The 22131-nt window shown below is 68.9% G+C and carries 25 protein-coding genes; 1 reads left to right on the forward strand and 24 read right to left on the reverse strand.

The window, feature by feature from the left end:
* Nucleotides 1–45: 45 nt before the first annotated feature.
* Genes ABD830_RS13505 through ABD830_RS13515 form a run of 3 tightly spaced genes read right to left on the reverse strand, consistent with a single transcriptional unit; the run spans nt 46 to nt 3221 of the window.
* Nucleotides 46–1215, reverse strand: a complete 1170-nt coding sequence (locus ABD830_RS13505) for a sensor histidine kinase (protein WP_344987078.1) — start codon at nt 1213–1215, stop codon at nt 46–48.
* A complete protein-coding gene (locus tag ABD830_RS13510; protein WP_344987079.1) occupies nt 1216–2325 on the reverse strand; it encodes an ABC transporter permease in 1110 nt (369 codons plus the stop codon).
* On the reverse strand, nt 2322–3221 hold the full coding sequence (locus tag ABD830_RS13515; RefSeq protein ID WP_344987080.1) for an ABC transporter ATP-binding protein: 900 nt from the start codon (nt 3219–3221) through the stop codon (nt 2322–2324). The genes ABD830_RS13510 and ABD830_RS13515 overlap by 4 nt, the downstream gene beginning before the upstream one ends.
* A 127-nt stretch (nt 3222–3348) precedes the next feature.
* On the opposite strand from ABD830_RS13515, the gene ABD830_RS13520 reads away from it, so the two are divergent.
* Complete coding sequence (locus ABD830_RS13520; protein ID WP_344987081.1) at nt 3349–3939, forward strand: cob(I)yrinic acid a,c-diamide adenosyltransferase; 591 nt, start codon at nt 3349–3351, stop codon at nt 3937–3939.
* An 8-nt stretch (nt 3940–3947) separates the two neighbouring features.
* Here the strand turns inward: ABD830_RS13520 and ABD830_RS13525 are convergent, their stop codons facing one another.
* From ABD830_RS13525 to ABD830_RS13625, 21 genes are all read right to left on the reverse strand, one after another.
* Nucleotides 3948–4325, reverse strand: coding sequence for a DUF2550 domain-containing protein (locus tag ABD830_RS13525; RefSeq protein ID WP_344987082.1), 378 nt, complete (start codon nt 4323–4325; stop codon nt 3948–3950).
* Nucleotides 4326–4441: 116 nt separating this feature from the next.
* Entirely contained in the window at nt 4442–4843 is a 402-nt protein-coding gene (locus ABD830_RS13530) for a F0F1 ATP synthase subunit epsilon (RefSeq protein WP_344987083.1), read from the reverse strand.
* Between the two features lie 66 nt (nt 4844–4909).
* Complete coding sequence (gene atpD / locus ABD830_RS13535) at nt 4910–6358, reverse strand: F0F1 ATP synthase subunit beta (protein ID WP_344987084.1); 1449 nt, start codon at nt 6356–6358, stop codon at nt 4910–4912.
* Between the two features lies 1 nt (nt 6359).
* Nucleotides 6360–7262, reverse strand: a complete 903-nt coding sequence (locus ABD830_RS13540) for a F0F1 ATP synthase subunit gamma (RefSeq protein WP_344987085.1) — start codon at nt 7260–7262, stop codon at nt 6360–6362.
* 3 nt (nt 7263–7265) lie between these two features.
* Nucleotides 7266–8915 (reverse strand): F0F1 ATP synthase subunit alpha, encoded by a 1650-nt coding sequence (gene atpA / locus ABD830_RS13545; protein WP_344987086.1) that lies wholly within the window; start codon nt 8913–8915, stop codon nt 7266–7268.
* 23 nt (nt 8916–8938) lie between these two features.
* Complete coding sequence (locus ABD830_RS13550; RefSeq protein WP_344987087.1) at nt 8939–9748, reverse strand: F0F1 ATP synthase subunit delta; 810 nt, start codon at nt 9746–9748, stop codon at nt 8939–8941.
* Nucleotides 9748–10296 (reverse strand): F0F1 ATP synthase subunit B, encoded by a 549-nt coding sequence (locus ABD830_RS13555; protein WP_344987677.1) that lies wholly within the window; start codon nt 10294–10296, stop codon nt 9748–9750. The genes ABD830_RS13550 and ABD830_RS13555 overlap by 1 nt, the downstream gene beginning before the upstream one ends.
* A gap of 34 nt (nt 10297–10330) precedes the next feature.
* Entirely contained in the window at nt 10331–10564 is a 234-nt protein-coding gene (gene atpE / locus ABD830_RS13560) for an ATP synthase F0 subunit C (RefSeq protein ID WP_036327412.1), read from the reverse strand.
* A gap of 74 nt (nt 10565–10638) precedes the next feature.
* The gene (atpB, locus tag ABD830_RS13565) at nt 10639–11436 is read right to left on the reverse strand and encodes a F0F1 ATP synthase subunit A (RefSeq protein WP_344987088.1); all 798 of its coding nucleotides are present in this window, start codon (nt 11434–11436) and stop codon (nt 10639–10641) included.
* Between the two features lie 67 nt (nt 11437–11503).
* Nucleotides 11504–11719 (reverse strand): AtpZ/AtpI family protein, encoded by a 216-nt coding sequence (locus tag ABD830_RS13570; protein WP_344987089.1) that lies wholly within the window; start codon nt 11717–11719, stop codon nt 11504–11506.
* A 66-nt stretch (nt 11720–11785) separates the two neighbouring features.
* Entirely contained in the window at nt 11786–12208 is a 423-nt protein-coding gene (locus tag ABD830_RS13575; protein ID WP_344987090.1) for a Cg1360 family ATP-synthase-associated protein, read from the reverse strand.
* Between the two features lie 130 nt (nt 12209–12338).
* The gene (locus ABD830_RS13580) at nt 12339–13628 is read right to left on the reverse strand and encodes a glycosyltransferase family 4 protein (protein WP_344987091.1); all 1290 of its coding nucleotides are present in this window, start codon (nt 13626–13628) and stop codon (nt 12339–12341) included.
* A 57-nt stretch (nt 13629–13685) separates the two neighbouring features.
* Entirely contained in the window at nt 13686–14951 is a 1266-nt protein-coding gene (locus ABD830_RS13585; protein ID WP_344987093.1) for a serine hydroxymethyltransferase, read from the reverse strand.
* Nucleotides 14952–15017: 66 nt separating this feature from the next.
* On the reverse strand, nt 15018–15392 hold the full coding sequence (locus tag ABD830_RS13590) for a hypothetical protein (protein WP_344987094.1): 375 nt from the start codon (nt 15390–15392) through the stop codon (nt 15018–15020).
* Nucleotides 15392–16969: a hypothetical protein gene (locus ABD830_RS13595; RefSeq protein WP_344987096.1), complete on the reverse strand. Its 1578-nt coding sequence runs from the start codon at nt 16967–16969 to the stop codon at nt 15392–15394. Before ABD830_RS13595 ends, ABD830_RS13590 begins: the two co-directional genes overlap by 1 nt.
* Nucleotides 16970–17058: 89 nt before the next feature.
* Complete coding sequence (locus tag ABD830_RS13600) at nt 17059–17706, reverse strand: L-threonylcarbamoyladenylate synthase (RefSeq protein WP_344987097.1); 648 nt, start codon at nt 17704–17706, stop codon at nt 17059–17061.
* A 33-nt stretch (nt 17707–17739) separates the two neighbouring features.
* Nucleotides 17740–18594 carry a peptide chain release factor N(5)-glutamine methyltransferase gene (gene prmC, locus ABD830_RS13605; protein ID WP_344987098.1) on the reverse strand — a complete coding sequence of 285 codons (855 nt, stop codon included), beginning with the start codon at nt 18592–18594 and terminating at the stop codon, nt 17740–17742.
* On the reverse strand, nt 18591–19643 hold the full coding sequence (gene prfA, locus ABD830_RS13610; protein ID WP_344987100.1) for a peptide chain release factor 1: 1053 nt from the start codon (nt 19641–19643) through the stop codon (nt 18591–18593). The genes prmC and prfA overlap by 4 nt, the downstream gene beginning before the upstream one ends.
* Nucleotides 19644–19731: 88 nt before the next feature.
* Nucleotides 19732–19950, reverse strand: coding sequence for a 50S ribosomal protein L31 (gene rpmE, locus ABD830_RS13615; RefSeq protein WP_043616312.1), 219 nt, complete (start codon nt 19948–19950; stop codon nt 19732–19734).
* A 122-nt stretch (nt 19951–20072) separates the two neighbouring features.
* A complete protein-coding gene (locus ABD830_RS13620) occupies nt 20073–20708 on the reverse strand; it encodes a response regulator (RefSeq protein WP_344987102.1) in 636 nt (211 codons plus the stop codon).
* A gap of 155 nt (nt 20709–20863) precedes the next feature.
* Nucleotides 20864–22129 (reverse strand): sensor histidine kinase, encoded by a 1266-nt coding sequence (locus tag ABD830_RS13625; RefSeq protein WP_344987103.1) that lies wholly within the window; start codon nt 22127–22129, stop codon nt 20864–20866.
* Between the last annotated feature and the right edge of the window lie 2 nt (nt 22130–22131).

Below are 22131 nucleotides of genomic sequence, written 5' to 3' on the forward strand. Positions count from 1 at the left end.
TTTCATCTGCAGAGCGCTCATCGAGCCGAACCCTGTAGGTCTCCCCTACCCATCCAGCGGAAGTGACACGACTGCTTTCAGCAGGAACTCTCCGTCTTCCGTCGGGTGCGCGCTCACCTTGCCGCCCACGGCCGCCAGCCGCTCCCCCATGCCCGTCAGCCCGCTGCCCAGGTCCCTGGAGTGCCTGCGCGCCACGCCGTCGTTGCGTACGCTCAGCTCCGCCTCCTGCGCGGTGAAGCGGATCGTGATGTCGCAGAACGTCGCGGTGCTGTGCTTGAGCACGTTGGTCACCGCCTCGCGCACCGCGTAGGCGAACACCGGCGCCACGCCGTCAGGCAGCTCGCCATAGGGCATACGGAGCTCGCAGCGGACGCCCGCCGCTTCGAGCACTCCTTTCACGCTATTCAGCTCGGCGGTCAAGTCAAGCTCACGGTAGCCGCGCACGGCCTGCCGCAGCTCTCTGAGCGCCTTCCTGGTCAGGGCGTTCACCTCGGCCATCTCGGCCTTGGCCGCCCCCGCGTCCAGGTCCGACAGCCGTACGGCCAGCTCCGTCTTGACCGCGATCGCGGAGAGCTGGTGCCCCACGAGGTCGTGCAGATCTCGGGCGAAGCGCAGCCGCTCCTCGGCCAGCGCCAGCCGCGTGTGCGCCTCCCGCCCCTCATGAGCCTGTACGGCGAGCGTCCAGATCCAGACCCACATCCTGTTGGACAGCGGCACTATCGCGCACCACATCCCGTAGAGCAGCGCGCACAGGACGAGACCCGCGCCCACGGGCATGTCGAAGCCCATGACAGCTGTCCCCGTGGCCAGGGACAGGCCGCCGAGTACGACGCCGGCCGCCCACGCGCCCGCCGCCATCCACCAGGACGTTCGCTTGGGGACCTCCAGCGTGGCGACGCCCAACCAGCACATGAGCACGAAACCCCAGCCGAACGGGTCGGCCCCGCCCGCGACCGCCGCGACCAGCGCGAGCACCCCCGCCACCGCCACCTGCCTGGTGGGGTAGCGGCGATGGTCCAGCATCTCGTCGAGTAAGCGGACGCAGCACCATGTGAAGCAGATCGCGGCGATCACCGCGGGCACCGCGCGCCACCACTGGAACCTTCCGTCACCGATCGAGAGCGCGGTCGCCATGGCGATGAACAACCACATCACGAGGAAGTTGGAGATCAACACCTTCCAGGTGAGGCGGCGTGCCCGCTGGATGTCGTCCATCTACCGTGCGCGCAGCACGTCGCCGAGCTTGAGCCTGGCTCCGGACCGCAGCACGGCCCGCTGGTAGACCTTGGCGCCGAAGCCGAGCACCGCGAGCACGGCCAGCACCATGGCCGCCATCGACATCCCCGCCTGCCACAGGGGCACCTCGGTCGCGGCCATCCGGACCGGCATGACCATGGAGGAGAACGGCGGCACGTACGACACGACCGTGGCCAGCGTGCCGGTCGGGTCGTTGGTGGCGTAGAAGGCCACGAAGTACGTGATCATGATGGTCATGGTCAGCGGCGTCATCACGGTGCTCACCTCCTCCTGGCGCGAGACCAGCGAGGCGAACGCGGCCGCCAGCGTGGCGAAGAACGCGTACCCGAGGATGAACCACACCAGGACCCCCGCCACCAGCCCCGGCATCCCGGGCGGGAAGTCGGAGGCGAGCCCGGAGACCGTGGCCGCGCCGAGACCCACGGCCAGGATGGTGACCAGGTTGATCAGGCCGACCACGCCCAGACCGATGATCTTGCCGGCGAGCAGCTGCCACGGCCTGAGCGTGGCGAAAAGGATCTCCACGATCCTGCTGCTCTTCTCCTCCACCACGCCCATGGCCACCATCGTGACCTGCCCCATGAGAAGCATGAAGAGCACCAGGACGAGCACCACGGCGATCCCGGTGCGGGCCGCCTCATAGCGCGTGTCGGCGCCCACCGACTCCATCTTCAGCGGCGGGATCGACACACCGGCGGCGCCGAGCCGCACCTCGCGGTTGACGCTCTGCAGCAGCACGCCGAGCCGGCTGTCGATCTCGCCGTCCGTCAGCACCTTCGTGCCGCCGACCAGCGCCGCGTCCACGTCCCCGTCGAGCACGGCCTGCTTGGCGGCGGCCTCGTCGGGGAAGCTGCGCCACTCGAACTTCATCTCCGGCGCGGCGGCCTGCAGCGGCAGCTGCTGGGAGTTGACGGTGCCCAGCGTGTACGACTTCGTCCCGCCCATCACCTTGGGCGCGAAGGACAGCGCCGCCACCAGCAGCGCGGTGATGAGCAGGCCGATCGCGAACGACCTGCTCCGCACGCGGGTGCTGATCTCCCGCCGCGCGACCAGCATCAGTCCGTTCACGCCACGGCCTCCTTGAAGATCTCGGTGAGGGTCGGACGTTCGACCCCGAAGTGCTCGACGTGGCCGGCCTTCACAGCGCGCCGCAGGATCTCCTGGTCGTCGCCGTCGACGTCGGTGCAGAGGACGTGCCTGTCGCCGGTCACGGTGACCGTGCCGGGCAGGCCGTCCGCCCAGCCGGGTGACGGGTCGCGTACGACGACGCGCAGCGTGTTGCCCTCGGCCGCCCGCAGGTCGGCCACCGTGCCCGTGGCCACCATCCGGCCCGCCGACACGATGCCCACCGAGTCGCACAGCCGCTCGACCAGCTCCAGCTGGTGGCTCGAGAAGATCACCGGAACGCCGCTCCTGCACCGCTCCTGCAGAGCCGTGGCCAGCGCGTCCACCGCGATCGGGTCGAGGCCGGAGAACGGCTCGTCCAGCACCAGCACCTCCGGGTCGTGCACCAGCGCCACGGCCAGCTGCACCCGCTGCTGGTTGCCCAGCGAGAGCGCCTGCACGGCGTCGCTCCTGCGCTCGGTCAGCCCGAGGCGTTCCAGCAACTCGTCCGTGGCCTTCCTGGCTGCGGCGGGGCCGAGCCCGTGCAGGCGGCCGAAGTACTCGATCTGCTCGGCGACCCGCATCTTCTGGTAGAGCCCTCGTTCCTCGGGCATGTAGCCGAAGCGCCGCCGGTCGTCGTAGCCGAGCGGTCTGTCCTGCCAGCTCACCGAGCCGGAGTCGGGCTGGAGCACACCCATGACGATGCGCATCGTCGTCGTCTTGCCGGCGCCGTTCGCGCCCACGAACCCGAACATCTCGCCGGGCCGTACCGTGAAGCTGATCCCGTCCAGGGCGACCTTGCCTTCGGGGGCGCCGGGCCCGCCTCCGAAGCGCTTGCGCAGCTCGCTGATCTCGAGCATCAGGTCATCTCCTCTGTCATGGGTCAATCGTGGCGTGGGCGGTGTTCGCCCTGCTAGTCGTGGAAATCACGGCCCCGGTATGGATCCCGCGTCCCTTTCAGATGACATTTGTCATTACGCTGATGCCATGACGCGCGCCGACAAGGACAAGCCCGTCGTCCTCTCCCGCATCTACACCCGCGCGGGCGACGACGGCACCACCGCGCTGAGCGACATGAGCAGGGCGTCCAAGACCGATTCCCGGCTGGCCGCCTATGCCGACGTGGAGGAGGCCAACGCCCACCTGGGGCTCGCGCTCTCGTTCGGCACCCTGCCGGCGGAGCTCGTGGCGGTTCTCGTCCGGGTCCAGAACGAGCTGTTCGACGTGGGGGCCGACCTGGCCACGCCGGTCGTGGAGAATCCGGAGTTCCCGCCGCTGCGGGTGGAGCAGTCGTACATCGACCGGCTGGAGGAGCAGTGCGACCGCCTCAACGCCGATCTCAAGCCCCTGCGCAGCTTCGTGCTGCCCGGTGGCGAGCCCGCCACAGCCGCGCTGCACGTGGCCAGGGTGACGGTCCGCAGGGCTGAGCGCACCACGTGGGCGGCCCTGCAGGCCCATGACGACATGAACGCGCTGACGGCGAAATACCTCAACCGCCTGTCGGACCTGCTCTTCATCGCCTGCCGGGTCGCCCACGCGGGCAACGAGATCCTCTGGAAGCCGGGCGGCACCCGCTAAGCGGGCCGTCAGGCGACATCCAGGTACGCGCTGGGCGGCGCGGACTCCAGCCACGCCAGGAAGCCGGTCAAGGCGTCGGCGCTCATCGCGAGGGAGATCCCCCGGGTCGTGCCCCCGCAGTCGACAGCGAAAAGCCCGCCGTCGATCTCACGGCGGGCGGAAACGACGAGGCCGCGCCTCGCGATCGCGTGGCGCGGCCTCAGTCGGACGCCCAAGAGCGGAATCCAATGGAGCTCTCCGTCGGCGTAGCGGGCTACCCCGCTCTGCCAGCCACGGTCGCCCACGCGGAGCCGACAGGGCACACTGCCGCGCGCGCGGGCCAGCGTGACGCCACGCAGGACGATGAGGGCGGCAAAAGCTACGAGAATCAGAACCGTCGCTACCATGCCGCCCCCCAAAGTTTCTCTGAACCAACAAGAAATCTGCCTGTTGGCCTGCCGCCCCGCTGCTCCGCCTGATCAAGGCCGCAGTGGCAGTCCACCCAGCAGATTTCTCACTGGTATTAAACCTCTTCGCCCGCCGCGCGAAGCCGGGCCCTGGCACGTTTGACCTCGAGAGCCGCGTCGGCGTCTTCCTGGTTGGCCTCGACCGAGGCCTGGGCCCGGTCGAGAGCGTCGCGGGCAGCCGCGACGTCGACCTCGGAACCGAGCTCGGCCACCTCGGCGAGCACGGACACCTCGTCGTCGGCCACGGAGATGAAGCCACCGTGCACGGCCGCCACGAGGTCGCCCTCGCCCTCCCGCTTCACGCGCAGCACGCCGCCCTCGACGAGAACGCCGAGCACAGGTGCGTGTTGCGGCATAATACCGATCTCGCCGTCCACGGTCTTGGCAATCACCATGTCGGCCTCGCCCGACCAGATCTCACGCTCGGGTGAGACAACCCCTACTCGCAGCTTGGCCACTTTTGTAGGTTCCTTTCCGATCCGTGGTGGTGCGGCACTGAACACCGCACCACCACCTGGGGCGATTTACCGGCGCTCGAGTTCCTTGGCCTTGGCCACGGCCTGCTCGATGCCACCGACCATGAAGAACGCCTGCTCAGGCAGGTGGTCGTACTCACCCGCGCACAGGCCCTTGAAGGAGGCGATGGTCTCGTCCAGCGGGACGGTCTCGCCCGGCTGGCCGGTGAACGCCTCGGCGGCGTACATCGGGTGTGACAGGAAGCGCTCGATGCGACGGGCCCGCTGGACGGTGACCTTGTCCTCTTCGGACAGCTCGTCGATACCGAGGATCGCGATGATGTCCTGGAGCTCGCGGTACTTCTGCAGGATCCGCTTGGTCTCCTGGGCCACCCGGTAGTGCTCCTCGCCCACGATCTGCGGGTCGAGGATCCGGGAGGTGGAGTCGAGCGGGTCCACCGCGGGGTAGATGCCCTTCTCCGAGATCGGCCGCGAGAGAACGGTCTGCGCGTCGAGGTGCGCGAACGCGTTGTGCGGCGCCGGGTCGGTGATGTCGTCCGCGGGCACGTAGATCGCCTGCATGGAGGTGATCGAGTGACCGCGCGTCGAGGTGATGCGCTCCTGGAGCACACCCATCTCGTCGGCCAGCGTGGGCTGGTAACCCACGGCGGACGGCATACGGCCGAGCAGCGTGGAGACCTCGGAACCGGCCTGCGTGAAGCGGAAGATGTTGTCGATGAACAGCAGCACGTCCTGCTTCTGCACATCGCGGAAGTACTCCGCCATGGTCAGCGCCGACAGGGCGACCCGCAGACGGGTGCCCGGCGGCTCGTCCATCTGACCGAAGACGAGCGCGGTGTCCTTGAGGACGTCCGCCTCCTCCATCTCCAGCCAGAGGTCGTTGCCCTCACGGGTGCGCTCGCCCACACCGGCGAAGCACGAGGTGCCACCGAAGTTGCGGGCGACTCGGCGGATCATCTCCTGGATGAGGACGGTCTTGCCCACACCCGCGCCGCCGAACAGACCGATCTTTCCACCCTGCACGTACGGGGTGAGCAGGTCGATGACCTTGATACCCGTGACGAGCAGCTCGGTGCGCGACTCGAGCTGGTCGAACGCCGGCGACGGCCGGTGGATGCCCCACCGCTCGTTGATCTTGAGCGACGAGGTGGGCACGTCGAGCGTCTCGCCCAGCGCGTTCCACACGTGGCCCTTGACGACGTCGCCGACCGGCACCGAGATCGGGGCGCCGGTGTCCTGGACCGCCTGGCCGCGGACCAGGCCGTCGGTGGGCTGCATGGAGATGGTCCGGACCAGGTTGTCACCCAGGTGCTGGGCGACCTCCAGGGTCAGGGTCTTGGTCTCGCCGCCGAGGGTCACCTCGACCTTGAGAGCGTTATAGATCTCCGGCATCGCCTCGACGGGGAACTCCACGTCGACGACGGCGCCGGTGACACGGGCCACGCGGCCCGTGCCGGCCGCCGCGGCCTCTACGTTTTCAACAGCCTCTGCAGTCATTTCACTCTTTCCCCGCTGCGGCGTCAGCGAGCGCGTTGGCGCCACCGACGATCTCGCTGATTTCCTGGGTGATCTCCGCCTGGCGAGCCTGGTTCATCTCCTGGGTGAGCACCCGCATGAGCTCGTTGGCGTTGTCGGTCGCGGACTTCATCGCGCGACGCCGCGCGGCCTCCTCCGAGGCCGCGGACTGCAGCAGCGCGGTGAAGATCCGAGACTCCACGTAACGCGGCAGCAGCGACTCCAGCACGTCGGCAGCGGTCGGCTCGAACTCGAAGTACGGCGGGATCGCGGTGGCCTCGGTCGCCTCGGTCTCCTCGACCTCCAGCGGCAGGACCCGCTTGACCACGACGTTCTGGGTCAGCATCGAGACGAACTCGGTCGAGACGATGTGGATCTCGTCGATCCCGTTCTCGTCCTTGAACGAGTCGATCAGCGTCTGCGCGATCTCCTTGGCGTCGGCGTAGGCCGGGCTCCTGGAGAAGCCGACCCACTGGCCGCCCATGTCACGACCGCGGAAGGAGTGCCAGGTGACACCCTTGCGCCCGGTGACGAACGGGATCACGGTCAGGCCGCGGCTCTCCAGCAGCCCGCGCAGGGCCTCGGCCTCGCGCAGCGCGTTGGCGTTGAAGCCGCCGCAGAACCCGCTGTCGCTGGTGACGATGAGGACGCCCGCCTTGGTGGGGTTCTCCTTCGCCACGGTCAGCGGATGGTCGACGCTGGCCGCGTTGCTGACGACGCCGGTGACGGCGCGAGTGATCTCGCGCTCGTACGGCAGCGCCGCCTGCATCCGCTGCTGCGCCTTCACGATCCGTGAAGAGGCGATGAGCTCCTGGGCGCGCGTGATCTTCGCGGTCGACTTGACCGAGCTGATCCGCCGCCGCAGCAGCCTTAGCTGGGCACCCATGTCCTACTTCTTCTCCGCCGGACGGACGACCTTCTTGATCTTCTCCTGGCCGACCTCCCCGGCCTCCAGCGGAGCCACCGGCTCGTCCTTGACCAGCAGCTCACCCGACGAGGTGGTGAAGCCCTTCTTGAAGTCCGTGATGGCGTCCTTCAGAGAGGTCACCGTGTCATCCGTGAGTTCCCTGGTCTCGCGGATGGTGTCGAAGATGCCCTTGTGCGAGGACTGGATGTAGTCCAGGAACTCCTGCTCGAAGCGGCGGACGTCCTCGATCGGCACGTCGTCCAGCTCGCCCGTGGTGCCCGCCCAGATCGAGGCCACCTCGCGCTCCAGCGAGAACGGGCTGTACTGGGGCTGCTTGAGCAGCTCGACCAGCCGCTGACCGCGCTCCAGCTGAGCCTTGGAGGCCGCGTCCAGGTCGGAGGCGAAGGCCGCGAAGGCCTCCAGGTCACGGTACTGCGAAAGGGACAGACGCAGCGTGCCCGCGACCTTCCGCATCGCCTTGGCCTGCGCGGAGCCACCGACTCGGGACACCGAGACGCCGACGTTGATGGCGGGCCGCACACCGGCGTTGAACAGGTCGGTCTCGAGGAAGACCTGGCCGTCGGTGATGGAGATGACGTTGGTCGGGATGAACGCCGAGACGTCGTTGCCCTTGGTCTCGATGACCGGCAGACCGGTCATGGAGCCACCGCCCATGTCGTCGGAGAGCTTGGCGCAGCGCTCCAGCAGACGGGAGTGAAGGTAGAAGACGTCGCCGGGGAAGGCCTCACGGCCCGGCGGGCGACGCAGCAGCAGCGAGACGGCGCGGTAAGCGTCCGCCTGCTTGGTCAGGTCGTCGAAGACGATCAGGACGTGCTTGCCCTGGTACATCCAGTGCTGACCGATCGCCGAGCCGGCGTACGGCGCGATGTACTTGTAGCCAGCGGGGTCGGAGGCAGGGGCGGCGACGATGGTGGTGTACTCCATCGCGCCGGCCTCCTCCAGGCGAGCGCGAACCTGCGCGATGGTCGAGCCCTTCTGGCCGACCGCGACGTAGACGCAGCGGACCTGCTTGGTCGGGTCGCCGGAGGCCCAGTTCTCGCGCTGGTTGAGGATCGTGTCGACGGCGATCGCCGTCTTGCCGGTGCCGCGGTCACCGATGATCAGCTGGCGCTGACCACGGCCGATCGCGGTCATGGCGTCGATCGCCTTGATGCCGGTGGCCAGCGACTCCTTCACGGGCTGCCGCTGGACGACGGTGGGGGCCTGAAGCTCGAGGGCACGAATGGCCTCGGCCTCGATGGCGCCCTTGCCGTCGAGCGGGTTGCCCAGGGGGTCGACCACGCGGCCGAGGAAGTTGTCGCCGACGGGCACGGACAGGACCTCGCCCGTCCGACGGACCGTCTGGCCCTCCTCGATGCCGCTGAAGTCGCCCAGGATCACGGCACCGATCTCGCGGGTGTCGAGGTTAAGTGCCAGGCCGCGCGTGCCGTTCTCGAACTCGAGCAGCTCGTTAGCCATCGCCGAGGGAAGGCCGGAGACATGGGCAATGCCGTCGCCGGCGTCGACGACGGTCCCGATCTCCTCGCGCGCGGCGCCTTCCGGTTCGTACGCCTGGACGAAGCGCTCAAGCGCGTCCCGGATCTCGTCCGGCCGGATCGTAAGCTCCGCCATCTCTACTCTGTCTCCCTATTCGCCTAGCCGGCCAACCGGCGGCGGACTTCTTCGATTCGTCCCACAATGGTGGTGTCGATGATCTCGTCGCCGATGCGGACCGAGAACCCACCGAGCACTCGCTTGTCCACCTCGACGTTCAGGTGCACGTCACGGCCGTAGGAGGAGCTCAGCCACGCCGCCAGGCGCTGCTTCTGCCCCTCGGTCAGCTCGACCGCGCTGCGCACCACCGCCACGAGGCGCTGGCGCTGCGCGGCCACGAGGTGACCGGCCTCCTCCAGCCCTGCTTCCAGGCTACGCCCGCGCGGATGCACCGCGACCTGCGTGATCAGGCGCAGGGTGGTCGGAGCCACCTTGCCGCCGAGCAGGTCGCGCAGCAGCTGCTCCTTGCCCGACGCGGGCGCCGCCTGGTCGGCGAGCGCACGGCGCAGGTCGGGGTTGGCGGCGACGACGCGACCGAAGCGGAAGAGCTCGTCCTCCACGTCGTCGAGCCTGGACTGGCTCTCCGCCTCAGCGGCCGCGGCGACGACGCCGAGCCGCTCGAGCACGTCGGCCAGGTCACCGGCGCGCGACCACCTGGCCGCGACCGCGGCCTCGGTGGTGGCCAGCGCCGCCTCGTTGACCTTGCCCCCGAGCAGCGCGCGCACGGTGGCCGCCTTCTGCTCGGCGGGCCTGGCCGGGTCGGACAGAGCGCGGCGCAGGCCGTGCTCCCGGTCGAGCAGATCCGCGACCGCGAACAGCTCGTCGGAGAGCGCACCGAGGTCGGCACTGCCGGCGACCGCGTTGAACCGCTCCTCGACCTCGGCCAGCGACGTCCTGCTCAGACCACGCATCAGCGCACCGCCTGCGGCGAGGACTCCAGCTCGTCGAGGAACCGGTCGACGATGCGGCTCTGCCGGACCTCGTCCTCAAGGGACTCGCCGACGATGCGGCCGGCCAGATCGGTCGACAGGCGACCGATCTCGGCACGGAGCTGCGAGAAGGCGGCCTGGCGGTCCGCCTCGATCTGCGCGTGGGCCGCCTCGACGAGGCGACGGGCCTCGGCCTGCGCCTCCTCGCGGAGCTCGGCCTTGATCTGCGCGGCCTGCTCGCGAGCCTCCTCGCGAAGCCGGGCCGCCTCGTGCCTGGCCTCGGCCAGCTGGTCGCGGTACTGCTGCTGCAGGGCCTGCGCCTCGGCCTGGGCCTCCTCGGCCCGCTTGATGCCACCCTCGATCGCGTCGGTCCGCTCAGCCAGCGTCTTCTGGATGCGCGGCATGAGGATCTTGCCGACGACGAAGAGGATGACGAAGAACGAGAAGACACCGACGACGAGCTCGTAGGCGTGCGGGATGAGAGGGTTGGATGCCCCCTCCTCGGCGAGGAGCGTAGCTGCCTTGTACATCATGAGTGCAGCCTTTCGTCAGAAGGGCGGCGCGTTACTTGATGCCCTGGAAGATGAACGGCGCGACCAGACCGATCAGGGCGAGGGCCTCGGTGAGGACGAAGCCGAGGAGCATGTTCTGGCGGATCAGGCCGTACGCCTCCGGCTGGCGGGCGATGGCCTGCACGCCCTGGCCGAAGATGATGCCGACGCCGATGCCGGGGCCGATGGCGGCGAGACCGTAACCGATGGCGGTGACGTTGCCGGAGACCTCAGCGAGAACGCTCATTACTGTTATTCCTTTACTGGACGGCCGGTGAAGCGGAGTCCTCACCGGTCATGGATATTCCGGTATGTGGGTTCTCAGTGCTCTGGGTGCAGCGAGCCACCGATGTACATGGCGGCCAGCATCGCGAACAGGAACGCTTGCAGGAACTGGATGAACATCTCGAAGCCCGTGAGGATGATGGTCATGACCACGCCGATCACGCCCACCCCGGCGCCGAGCGGCGTCAGCTTCTCGAAGAGGAACCAGAAGCCGACCATGCTGAAGAAGGCCAGCAGCATGTGGCCGGCGAACATGTTGGCGAAGAGTCGGACCGCGTGCGTGAACGGCGCGATGATCAAATTCGACAGGAACTCGATCGGCGACAGCAGCACGTAGATCGGCTTCGGCAGCCCAGGGGGGAACATCATGTTCTTGAAGTAGCCGACCGCTCCCTGGTGCTTCATGCCCAGGTAGACCTTGAGCACGTAGATCGAGAGCGCGAGCACCGCCGGGAAGGCGATGTGCGAGGCCACCGGGAACTGGAGTATCGGGATGACACCCATGATGTTCCAGAGCAGGACCGTGAAGAAGAGCGTCACCAGCAGGCCCATCCACCGGTCGGCGTCCTTGCCCAGGAAGGGCCGGGCGACCTGGTCGCGGACGAACATGTAGCCGTACTCGGCGACGTTCTGGATGCCCCGCGGCACAACCTTGGGGTTGGCGAAGGCCGCCCAGAGGAAACCGACCACGAGGATCACGGACAGCATCGCGAGAAGAACCGGCTTGGTGAACCAGTCCACCCCCGGGATGATGGGGGGAAGATTGAACAGCTCTTCCGGAGTCGGTGCCCCGAACTGGTCGGATGGCGGAGCGAGGAGCGTCAGCGTACTCACGCGGCGTTCCCTTCAACGTGGTAGTGGATCACAAGAGTTTCCTCAGCGAAGTGATCGCTGTGTCGGGCTAGCGACCGAACTTCCGGTAGACCAGATAGCCGGAGAGCACAACCCCAAGGACGACGCCTATGGGGAAGAGCGCGGACAGGCTCAACCACCGGTCCAGCAACCACCCGAGGCCGCCGTAGAAGGCCATCCCGGCAAGCAGATAGCTGGGGACTGACCACATGGCGTCGGCGAAGTCGCGACCGTCTTCTTCGGGTCGGCGTTTCTGTGCGCTCATCGCGGCCTTGACAATAGCAGGCAAGTAGAGGACTAGTCATATCGGACCCCGTCCCTTTACCTGCTTTCATGAGTCGCCCTTTCCGGGGACCCTGGCTTCGGGGTCGACGTAGAGCATCTTGGTCTTCATGAACGCGCGCACTTCGAAGCCCGTCCAGACGAGCGTGCAGACCACGACCGACCAGGCGAAAGTCTGGGTGTTCCAGGCCGTGGTGTCGCGGAAGGAGACCAGCACGGCCATGATGGCGAGCACCTTGACGAGATAGCTGACCATCGCTGCGATCGCCATCATCTGGGGGGAGACCCGTGCGGCATAGGACACCGCTACCACGCTGATGCTGAAGAAAACCCCGACGAGCAGAGCTCCGATGGCCGCGCCCAGCGCTCCCTTGCCGCCACTCGTCAGGAGCGAGACGGCCACGGCGACCACCCCGACCAGCGAGGTCGGAATCGCGGCGCTCTTGAGTACGCGCACGTCGTTGGCCTGCATTGGTGCTCCATCAGCAAGTTGTCAAGCGAGCGTTTGCTACCTCCAGAGCCGGTGCATCTGGAGTCCCTGCTCGTGAAAGATATCACAAGCTCACGGAAGACCGCTTTTACCTGCCGTTTCTAGTTCGCGATCAAGAACGGCTCGGAAAGGCCGGAATGACCGGTTTTCCCTCGGCGCTGGCGCGCTCCTGCGAGGAGCTGCCGGAGGGCGGCGACTGCCGCTTGACCTGCGGATCCTGCGGCAGGATCGGCGGCATCGGGCCAGTGGGCGGGCCGCCGTCGTCGTCGGGATCGTCGGGCGTCGCGGTGTGCGCACCGCCCCTGCCCCGCCAGCGCGGCATCGCCATCAGGATCAGCACGGCGATCGCGAGCACGATGACCGCCGGGAAGATCAGGACGGGCACGCCGACCCAGGACAGGCCCACGACGAGGAACGAGAACAGGAACGTCCACGCGTACATGATCAGCACGGAACGCCGGTGCGAGTGGCCGATGTCCATCAGCCGGTGGTGCAGGTGACCGCGGTCGGGCGCGAACGGCGACAGGCCCTGTGACGTGCGCCGTACGACCGCGGTTATCAGGTCGATGAGCGGCAGCACCAGGACGGCCGCCGGGATCAGCAGCGGGACCACCACCGGGAACTCGTTCATGTCCGAGATCGCCGTGGTGTCGACCGGCGTCACGGTGACGATCGAGGAGGCGAGCACCAGTCCGATCAGCATGGCCCCGGTGTCGCCCATGAAGATCTTCGCGGGATGGAAGTTGTGCGGCAGGAAGCCCAGGCACGTGCCGATGAGGACGGCGACGATGGCCGCCGTGGCGGTGATGTTACTCCCGGAGATCTTCTGCGAGATGATGATCGAATAGACCCATGTTGCCATGGCCGCGATGCACACGATCCCGGCCGCCAGCCCGTCGAGCCCGTCGACGAAGTTGACCGCGTTGATCGTCACCACCACGACCAGGATGGTGATGACCGTGCTGAGCGTGTAGTCGACGCTGGTCGGGCCGCCCCATGCCTCGGGCAGCGGGATGGAGGTCAGCCGCATATTGAAGAAGACCAGCACCCCGGCCGCCGCGACCTGCCCGGCGAGCTTGATGAAGGCGTCCATGCCCCACCAGTCGTCGAGGAAGCCGGTGAACGTGATGAGCCCGCCCGCGATGATCAGGGCGGCCACGGGTTGGGCGCCGGTGCCCGCCAGCGCCTCGCTCGAATGGGTGAGCTGGCCGGCCAGCAGCAACCCCACGACCAGCCCGCCGTACATGGCCAGGCCGCCCAGTCTGGGCGTCGGCGTGGTGTGCACGTCACGATCGCGAATCTCCGGCATGGCGCCGATGCGGATGGCAAAGCGGCGCACCAGCGGAACCAGCAGGTACGTGACCGCCGCCGATATGAGCGCCATGAACAGGTATTCGCGCACGAACCTAGTTTCCCGGATCCTCCGGCCTGCTGAGGCCGGAAAACGACACAGACCCGCTTAATATTCGCTGAGATATGGCTGATGGATGGCCAGAAGCGCCGAGACTCTTTCCCGAATCTCCGCAGCTCTGCCCGGCTGGCGCACTGCCCTGGTCACCAGGGTGCCCACCTCCTTGAGCTCCTGGGACCCCATGCCCTGGGTGGTCACGCACGGCGTGCCGACGCGGATCCCCGACGTGACGGCCGCCGGCTCGGGATCGTACGGGATCACGTTCCGGTTGAGCGTGATCCCCGCGCGGGCGCACCTGCGCTCGGCCTCGGCGCCGGACACGTCCAGGTCACGCAGGTCGATCAGGGCCAGATGGGTGTCCGTGCCACCGGACACGGCCCGCATCCCCTCCCCCGCCAGCGCTTCCGCCAGCGCCTGCGCGTTCACGACCACGCGTCTTGCGTAGTCGGCGAACTCCGGCCGCATCGCCTCCGCGAACGCCACCGCCTTGGCCGCCACCACGTGCATCAGCGGCCCGCCCTGGATGAACGGGTACACCGCCCGGTCGATCTTCGGGGCCAGCTCCTCCGTGCACAGGATGGCACCGCCGCGCGGCCCGCGCAGCGCCTTGTGGGTGGTGAGCGTCACGACGTCCGCGTGCGGCACCGCCGACGGGATCGCGCCGCCCGCCATCAGCCCGATCGTGTGCGCGACGTCGGCCAGCAGCCAGGCCCCCACCTCGTCCGCGATGCAGCGGAACACCGTGAAGTCGATCAGTCTCGGGTACGCCGTGGCGCCGCACACGATGAGCTTGGGCTGGTGCCGCAGGGCCAGGTCCCTGACTTCGTCGTAGTCGATGAGCTCGGTGTCACGTCGCACCCCGTACGACACGACGTTGAACCATTTTCCGGAGAAGTTCACCTTGGAACCGTGGGTGAAATGGCCGCCGTGCGGCAGGGCCATGGCCAGCATCGTGTCGCCGGGCTGCAGCAGCGCGGCGTAGGCGGCGAGGTTCGCCGAGGCGCCGGAGTGCGGCTGGACGTTGGCGTGCTCCGCCCCGAACAGCTCGCGCGCCCGCTGCACCGCCAGCCGCTCGGCCCGGTCCACGACCTCGCAACCGCCGTAGTAGCGCCTGCCCGGGTAACCCTCGGCGTACTTGTTGGTGAGGGTCGAGCCCATCGCGGCCAGAACGGCGGGCGAGGTGAAGTTCTCGCTCGCGACCAGCTGGAGGTTGCCCCGCTGCCGGTCCAGCTCGTCGAGCAGCACCTGGGCGAGCTCCGGGTCCTGCTTCCGCAGGAGCCCGAAGTCGGGGCCGTAGTAGGGTTCTCCACCCATTTCCCCACTGTACGACCTGATGTCCGTTTCACCCAGCCTCAGGGGGTGGCGCGCGCCTGGTGTGCGCTACTGGAACGCGTGGGGCGCGTTGGCCGTGGTCGGGATCCATCTGGGGGTGTCGGCCGCCTCGTCGCTGATGGTCGTCAGCACGTTGTGGCGGTAGACGGCGAGCCTGTTGCGCCACTCGCGGATGTCCTGGACGTAGCGCTCCCCCACGGGGGCGTCCCACGTCTGAGGGCTCTTGGCCAGGCCGTACGCCTTGTCAAGTGCCGTTCTGAGTGCCTCCAGCTGGGGCAGGACGGTGTTCCACGCCACGACCAGGCGTTGGTAGTCGGGGTTGAACTCCCAGGCCCTCTGCGGGTCGTCCAGGGCTCCTGAGGCGCTGACCGGCGGGGTCTCGTTGGGGTCCCTTGGCTTGGGCGCCGGGGGGTCGACGTACATCACGCGCTCCTTTCCGGCGTGCCCGGGTCGATCTCGCCCTGCGGGCCGTCCGGCCGGATGTCCCTGGGGGCCCACTCGCCCCTGCCGTACTCGCCCGGCGGGACCTCGACCGAGGGCATGTCGAGGGGCTGGATGTCGCGGTGGTGCTCCACGACCGTCCCCAGCGCGTCCAGGCTGGGCGGTGTGACGTCCACGGAGACGACGTCGCTGCCGTCGTTCGCCCAGGCGGCGACGTTCGATGCCGCGGTGTCCCGCCCGTACGCGATCTGCATCTGGATCGAGGGGTTGGTCGGCGGGACGGAGACGGGCGCCCCTCGGCCTCCCGTCGTCTGGCCGTCCTTCTGACCGGCCCCACCTTGACCGGCCCCATCTTGACCGGCCCCATCTTGACCGGCGCCGTCGCCCGATGGGCTGTCGGGTGCGGTGCTTCCTGGCGTGGTGTCGCCGTTGGAGGCGCAGGCGTCGTCGTTCGTGCCGGCGGTGGGGGCCGTGCCGTCCGTCGGTGTGGTGTCGTGGCCGGACGTCTCCGACAGACCCGGCATGTCCAGCGGTGGGATCTCGCGGTGGTGGCCCACCACCGTCTTCAGCGCGTCCGGGCCAGGCGGGTCGGTGCCGGCGGAGACCACGTCGCTGCCGTCGTTCGCCCAGGCGTTGACGTCGGCCGTGTGGGTGGTCGCGGTGTCGGCGGGGAGGTGCGGCATGTCCGCCGGCTGCACCTTGTCGGCGTTCTCGAGCAGGTCCTCCAGTTGCTCGGCCGTGGGCGGGTCGATGGGGATCTGCAGGACCTTGACGCCGTCGACCTCCACGATCTGCGGCTTGGTCACGTCCTGGTGGTCCTGGGCCGGGGTGCCGGTCGTCGCACCGCCGTCGGCCTCGGCGCCGCGGTCGCGCCGGCTGTCCAGGGCGTCGTCCTTGGGCTGATCAGTGGGCAGGTCGACGGACTGGTCGCCGGTCCTGCGGTCGGTCCCGGCATCCTGGTCGGCTCCGGTGTCCTGGCCGGTCCCTGTGTCCTTGGCGCCGTCGCACGTTTTCCCGTCACCATCGGCATCCGTCTTGCCGTCGGCGTCCGCCTTGGGCTGATCACCCGTCTTGCCGTCCGCGTCCGCCTTGGGCCGATCACCCGTCTTGCCGTCCGCGTCCGCCTTGGGCCGATCACCCGTCTTGCCATCGGCGTCCGCCTTGGGCCGATCACCCGTCTTGCCGTCCGCGTCCGCCTTGGGACCGTCTCCGGTCCTGGTCTCCTCGCCCGTCTTGGTGTCGTCGTTCTTCGGCGGGGTCCCGTCGGACCGCGGATTGTCGTACTTGTTCTGGTCCCCGCGCACATCCTTGGGCTCGTCGCCCCGCGGCCGGTCGACCCGTTTCTCCAGCACCCCGAGCCGGACGTTGACGTCCTTGACCATCGTGTCAGCCGAATCCGCGACCTGGGCGGGGCGGTGGGTGGTCACGGCGGACAGCCCGGCCCGGTGCATGGCGAGCCTGACCCGGTCCTCGGCCGCACGCAGCTGCGTGGCCGCGTGTTTCACCTCGGCCAGCAGGTCGCGGACCAGCTTGGGATCCATGCCGTCGAACTTGCCCATGGGCCACTCCCGGACGTAATCGCCGCTCCGGGGCTCACCGTAATGTCGGCCGGAGCGCGATCGCAGCCGGGATAAGCAGACGGTATACGTCAGTCCTCGGTGGCGACGTACCCGATGATGCCGCGCAGCTTCTCCACCGGGATCGCCCCGCGACGCAGCAGCCTGGGCACGGCCGTGGTGAGGTCGAGGATGGTGGAGGGCGTGTTGTCGGTGGTCTTGCCGCCGTCGAGGTAGACGTCGACCGAGTCCCCGAGCTGCTCCTCCGCCTCGTCCGCCGTGGTGGCGGCGGGGGCGCCGGAGCGGTTGGCGCTGGAGACGGCCATGGGGCCGGTCTCCTTGAGCAGGTCGAGCGCCACCGGGTGGAGCGGCATGCGTACGGCCACCGTGCCCTTGGTCTCCCCCAGGTCCCAGGAAAGGGCCCTGTTGGCCTTGCAGATGAGCGTGAGCGGCCCGGGCCAGAAGGCGTCTATCAGATCCTGCCCGTACGGCCCGAGGTCGTCTATGAGCGCTGTGGCGGCTCTGACGGTGCCCACGAGCACGGGCGGCGGCATCTCGCGGCCCCGCCCCTTGGCGTCGAGCAGCGCGGTGACCGCCGACGGCGTGAAGGCGTCGGCGCCGATGCCGTAGACGGTGTCGGTCGGCAGCACCACGAGGTCGCCACGGCGCACGGACGACGCGGCCTCCATCAGGCCAACGGTGCGTTGCTCCAGGTCGGAGCAGTCAAAACGTCTGGACACGATCTTATCGCCTCGCTCCCGCTCGCATAGATCCTAGTCCTGGCCCAGCCGAGCCGTGACGAAGCGGTCTCTTCTGGTGAGGTCCTGCCGAAGGCGCACGTCACGCCAGCCGTGGTCCTCGGGGAACGTCAGGTAGACCGCCCTGCCCTGCTCGTCGGCGTGCTCCACGGCCACCCAGCCGCCCGGCCGCAGCAGCCGGCGGGCCGTGCGCTCGACCGCGCGCACCTCGCCGAGCCCGTCGTCGCCGGAGCCGTACAGCGCCCTGGAAGGGTCGTAGTCGCGCACCTCGGGGTCGCGCGGGATCGCGCCGGGCGGGATGTAGGGCGGGTTGGAGATGACCAGGTCGACCTTGCCGTTGAGCTCGGGCAGCGCCTCCGCGAGGTCCTCGGGGTGCAGGTGGGTGCGGCCCTGGCCGTGCTCGGAGATGTTGCGCTTGGCCCAGGTGTACGCCCCGGGGTCGACCTCCACGGCGTGGACCTCGGCCAGCGCCACCTCCTGCGCGATCGAGAGCGCGATCGCACCGGAGCCGGTGCCGAGGTCGACCACGAGCGGGGCGGTCACGTCCATCTCGCGCAGCGTCTCGATGGCCCAGCCGGCCACCACCTCGGTCTCAGGCCGCGGCACGAACACGCCGGGCCCGACCGCGAGCTCCAGATAGCGGAAGTAGGCGTGGCCGGTGATGTGCTGCAGCGGCTCGCGGGCCTCCCGCCTGGCCACGCCCTCCCAGAACAGCGCGTCGAAGTCGGCGTCCTTGACCGTGTGGAGCTCGCTCCTGCGCACGCCGTGGACGAACGCCGCGATCTCCTCAGCGTCGGTGCGCGGTGAGGGAACACCTGCCTCGGCCAGCCGAGCGGTGGCGAGGGCGATCTCGTCCAGCAGAAATGTCATGAGTGTTGTGCGAGCTTCTCCGCCATCTCGGCGTCGATGAGGGCCTGGGTGACGGCGTTGAGCTCGCCGTCGAGAACCTGGTCGAGGTTATACGCCTTGAAGCCGACCCGGTGGTCGGAGATGCGGTTTTCCGGGAAGTTGTAGGTACGGACGCGCTCGGAGCGGTCGACCGTGCGGACCTGCGACTTGCGCTCGGCCTGCGCGGCGGCCTCGGCCTGCTCCTGCGCCATGGCCAGCAGGCGGGCGCGCAGGATGCGCAGGGCCGACTCCTTGTTCTGGAGCTGGCTCTTCTCGTTCTGGCACGAGACGACCACGCCGGTGGGCAGGTGGGTGATGCGGACCGCCGAGTCGGTGGTGTTGACGCTCTGGCCGCCGGGGCCGCTGGAACGGTAGACGTCGATGCGCAGGTCGTTGGGGTCGATCTGGACGTCGACCTCCTCCGCCTCCGGGTAGACGAGCACGCCCGCGGCGCTGGTGTGGATGCGGCCCTGCGACTCGGTGACGGGCACCCGCTGCACGCGGTGGACGCCGCCCTCGTACTTGAGCCTGGACCACACGCCCTCGTCGCCCTTGGCCCTGATGCCGACCGTGACGTCTTTGTAGCCGCCCAGGTCGGAGGGCTGGCTGTCGATGACCTCGGTCTTCCAGCCGAGGCGCTCGGCGTATCTCAGGTACATCCGCAGCAGGTCGCCCGCGAACAGCGCGGACTCCTCGCCGCCCTCGCCCGCCTTGATCTCCATGATGATGTCCTTGTCATCGTTGGGATCGCGCGGGATCAGCAGGTGCCTGAGCTTCTCCTCCAGCTGGGGGATGCGCTCCTCGATCTCGGCGGCCTCGGCCGCGAACGCCTCGTCCTCACCGGCCAGCTCCTTGGCGGCGCTCAGGTCCTCGCGGGCCGACTCGAGCTCGCGATAGGTGCCGATGACCGGCGTGAGCTGCGAGTAGCGCCTGCCCAGGGTGCGGGCCTTGTTCTGGTCGGCGTGCACGGCGGGGTCGGCGAGCTGCACCTCCAGCTCGGAATACTCCTTGAGCAACTCGTCGAGGTTCACCGTGGGTCCTTACGTCTGGTTGGGGCCGTTCCACACCAACAACGCCGACCCGGCGCACGGAAGTGCGTCCGGGCCGGCGTCGGTGAAGCTACTTGCCCGTGGCCTTCTTGCCGAAGCGCTTCTCGAAGCGGGCCACCCGGCCGCCGGTGTCCAGGATCTTCTGCTTGCCGGTGTAGAACGGGTGGCAGGCAGAGCAGACGTCGGCGTGGATGACGCCGTTCTTGGCGGTGCTACGGGTGGTGAACGTGTTACCGCAGGAGCAGGACACCTGCGTCACGTGGTAGTCAGGGTGGATGTCGCGCTTCATCGCTGTCCTTTCGGGGTGCGGCCGCCGGGTCGCCATCACGCACGGCGTGAACCGGAGCCGCAAAATGGTCAGCTACCAGTGTGCCAGATCGTCCAACCATCCCAGGCCATCGTGCATTCCCGTCAGCGGCCCAGGTATGTCAGGACGGCCAGCACGCGGCGGTGATCCTCGGGCGCGGGTCCCAGGGCCAGTTTGGCGAAAATGCCGGAGATGTGCTTCTCCACGGCGCCTTCCGTGACCACCAGCCTGGTGGCGATGGCGGTGTTGGAGCGGCCCTCGGCCATCAGGGCGAGCACCTCGCGCTCGCGGGGCGAGAGCGAGTCGAGCGGGGCTCCGCGGCGCTGGCGGCTCAGCAGCTGCACCACGACCTCGGGGTCGATGACCGTGCCGCCGGCGGCGACCTGGCGTACCGCCTCCAGGAACTCGGCCACGTCGGCGACCCGCTCCTTCAGCAGGTAGCCGACGGCCCTGCCGATGAGGTCTCCCGCGTATCTCTCCTCGACGTACTGGGAGAGGACCAGGATCGGGAAGTCGGGTACGGCCGCCCGTACCTGCAGCGCCGCGCGCAGGCCCTCGTCGGTGTGGGTGGGCGGCATGCGTACGTCGACGATCGCGAGGTCGGGCTCGTGCTCCAGGACGGCGGAGACCAGCGCGGACCCGTCCGAGACGGCCGCGACGGTCTCGATGCCGCCGTCGGCGAGCAGCCGCGCGAGCCCCTCACGCAGCAGTACGGAGTCCTCGGCGATGACCACGCGCATGGCCACATGACTACAGTGGACAGCGTTCAGCTGTCCACTGCAGGCCGCGGCGTGTGCGCCTACAGTGGACAGCGTTCAGCTGTCCACTGCAGGCCGCGGCGTGTGCGCCTACCATTCGGAGCGCGTCTCCGCACGGGAGAGCGCTGACGGACCGGCTACCACTCGCAGGGGAGCTCCGCACGCACGAGCGTGGGACCGCCCACAGGGCTGTGCAGGACGAGCATGCCGTCGATGGTGGCCGCCCGGTCGGCCAGCCCGGCCAGGCCGCCACCGGGGCACAAGAGCGCCCCGCCGATGCCGTTGTCCCACACGTCGACGACCACGCCGCGATGGTCCCTGAGCACCGTCACCGACGCCTCGGTGGCGCCTGAGTGCTTGGCCATGTTGGCCAGCGTCTCGGCCACGATGAAGTACGCGATGCTCTCGACGGCCGCGGGCGGCCGTTCGCCCAGCTCGACCGAGACGTCCACGTGGATGGGCGCCCGCGCGGCCAGCCCCGAAAGGGCCGCGTCGAGGCCGCGGTCGCTCAGGATGGCCGGATGGATGCCCCTCGCCAGGTTGCGCAGCTCGGCGATGGCCGCCTTCGTGCCGGCGTGGGCCTGGGCGATGAGCGCCCTGGCCACCTCGGGCTCGCTGTCGAACTTCGACTGCGCCCGCCCCAGGTCCACCGCCACCGACAGCAGCCGCTGCTGCGCGCCGTCGTGCAGGTCGCGCTCGATCCTGCGCCGCTCCGCCTCGGCCGCGTCGATCCCCCTGGCCCTGCTCGCCCGCAGCCGCTCCTCCTGGCTGCCGCCGAGCAGCACCGTCGCCAGCGTCCCGTGCAGCCAGGCCATCCCCCGCACCATGTACGCCGCCACCACGAACAGCAGCGCCCCGAACACCGCGGCCACGAAGGCCCCTGGCCAGCTGTCGATGGTCAGGTCACTGGAGAAGCCCGTCGCCACCGACAGGAACATCAGGACGGGCTGGACGAGCAGCATGCCTGACGCCGTCCACAGGGCCACGGACAGGGCCGTCTCGACCAGGCCGAGCGGGAGCAGCATCAGCAGGTAGCCGAGGTCCTGCCAGGTGGCCGCGTCCGTCAGCAGCCACCTGATGTGCGCGCCGACCCCACGTTCCGGCCTGGCACGGTACGGGTCGGCGATCTTGACGCCGAACGCCGCGCGCATCAGCCGCCGCTCCAGCATCGCACCGCCCCGCCACATGAGCACGGTCGCCATCATCAGCGGCACGCCCACCCAGACGACCGTCAGCGCGAGCGAGACGGGCACGGTCACGGCCAGCACGGCGAACCAGCCGAAGCCGAGCACCCCGGCGAGGCCCAGGTACGGCGCCGCCCGCCACGTCATCGGATCGACCACGATGCCCAAGGGGCCCTTGGGACCGAACGGCACCCGGTCCTTCAACGCGACTGATGGCATGT

Origin of the sequence: Nonomuraea helvata, assembly GCF_039535785.1 — a bacterium.
GTDB lineage: Bacteria > Actinomycetota > Actinomycetes > Streptosporangiales > Streptosporangiaceae > Nonomuraea > Nonomuraea helvata.

Coding starts and splice junctions, on each gene's coding strand:
- ABD830_RS13505 (WP_344987078.1), bottom strand. CDS start 1,215: ATGGACGACATCCAGCGGGCACGCCGCCTCACCTGGAAGGTGTTGATC.
- atpA (WP_344987086.1), bottom strand. CDS start 8,915: ATGGCGGAGCTTACGATCCGGCCGGACGAGATCCGGGACGCGCTTGAG.
- ABD830_RS13570 (WP_344987089.1), bottom strand. CDS start 11,719: ATGAGCGCACAGAAACGCCGACCCGAAGAAGACGGTCGCGACTTCGCC.
- ABD830_RS13540 (WP_344987085.1), bottom strand. CDS start 7,262: ATGGGTGCCCAGCTAAGGCTGCTGCGGCGGCGGATCAGCTCGGTCAAG.
- prmC (WP_344987098.1), bottom strand. CDS start 18,594: ATGACATTTCTGCTGGACGAGATCGCCCTCGCCACCGCTCGGCTGGCC.
- ABD830_RS13595 (WP_344987096.1), bottom strand. CDS start 16,969: ATGGGCAAGTTCGACGGCATGGATCCCAAGCTGGTCCGCGACCTGCTG.
- ABD830_RS13515 (WP_344987080.1), bottom strand. CDS start 3,221: ATGCTCGAGATCAGCGAGCTGCGCAAGCGCTTCGGAGGCGGGCCCGGC.
- ABD830_RS13550 (WP_344987087.1), bottom strand. CDS start 9,748: ATGCGTGGTCTGAGCAGGACGTCGCTGGCCGAGGTCGAGGAGCGGTTC.
- ABD830_RS13555 (WP_344987677.1), bottom strand. CDS start 10,296: ATGTACAAGGCAGCTACGCTCCTCGCCGAGGAGGGGGCATCCAACCCT.
- ABD830_RS13520 (WP_344987081.1), top strand. CDS start 3,349: ATGACGCGCGCCGACAAGGACAAGCCCGTCGTCCTCTCCCGCATCTAC.
- rpmE (WP_043616312.1), bottom strand. CDS start 19,950: ATGAAGCGCGACATCCACCCTGACTACCACGTGACGCAGGTGTCCTGC.
- ABD830_RS13525 (WP_344987082.1), bottom strand. CDS start 4,325: ATGGTAGCGACGGTTCTGATTCTCGTAGCTTTTGCCGCCCTCATCGTC.
- atpD (WP_344987084.1), bottom strand. CDS start 6,358: ATGACTGCAGAGGCTGTTGAAAACGTAGAGGCCGCGGCGGCCGGCACG.
- atpE (WP_036327412.1), bottom strand. CDS start 10,564: ATGAGCGTTCTCGCTGAGGTCTCCGGCAACGTCACCGCCATCGGTTAC.
- ABD830_RS13625 (WP_344987103.1), bottom strand. CDS start 22,129: ATGCCATCAGTCGCGTTGAAGGACCGGGTGCCGTTCGGTCCCAAGGGC.
- ABD830_RS13620 (WP_344987102.1), bottom strand. CDS start 20,708: ATGCGCGTGGTCATCGCCGAGGACTCCGTACTGCTGCGTGAGGGGCTC.
- ABD830_RS13575 (WP_344987090.1), bottom strand. CDS start 12,208: ATGCAGGCCAACGACGTGCGCGTACTCAAGAGCGCCGCGATTCCGACC.
- ABD830_RS13590 (WP_344987094.1), bottom strand. CDS start 15,392: ATGTACGTCGACCCCCCGGCGCCCAAGCCAAGGGACCCCAACGAGACC.
- ABD830_RS13585 (WP_344987093.1), bottom strand. CDS start 14,951: ATGGGTGGAGAACCCTACTACGGCCCCGACTTCGGGCTCCTGCGGAAG.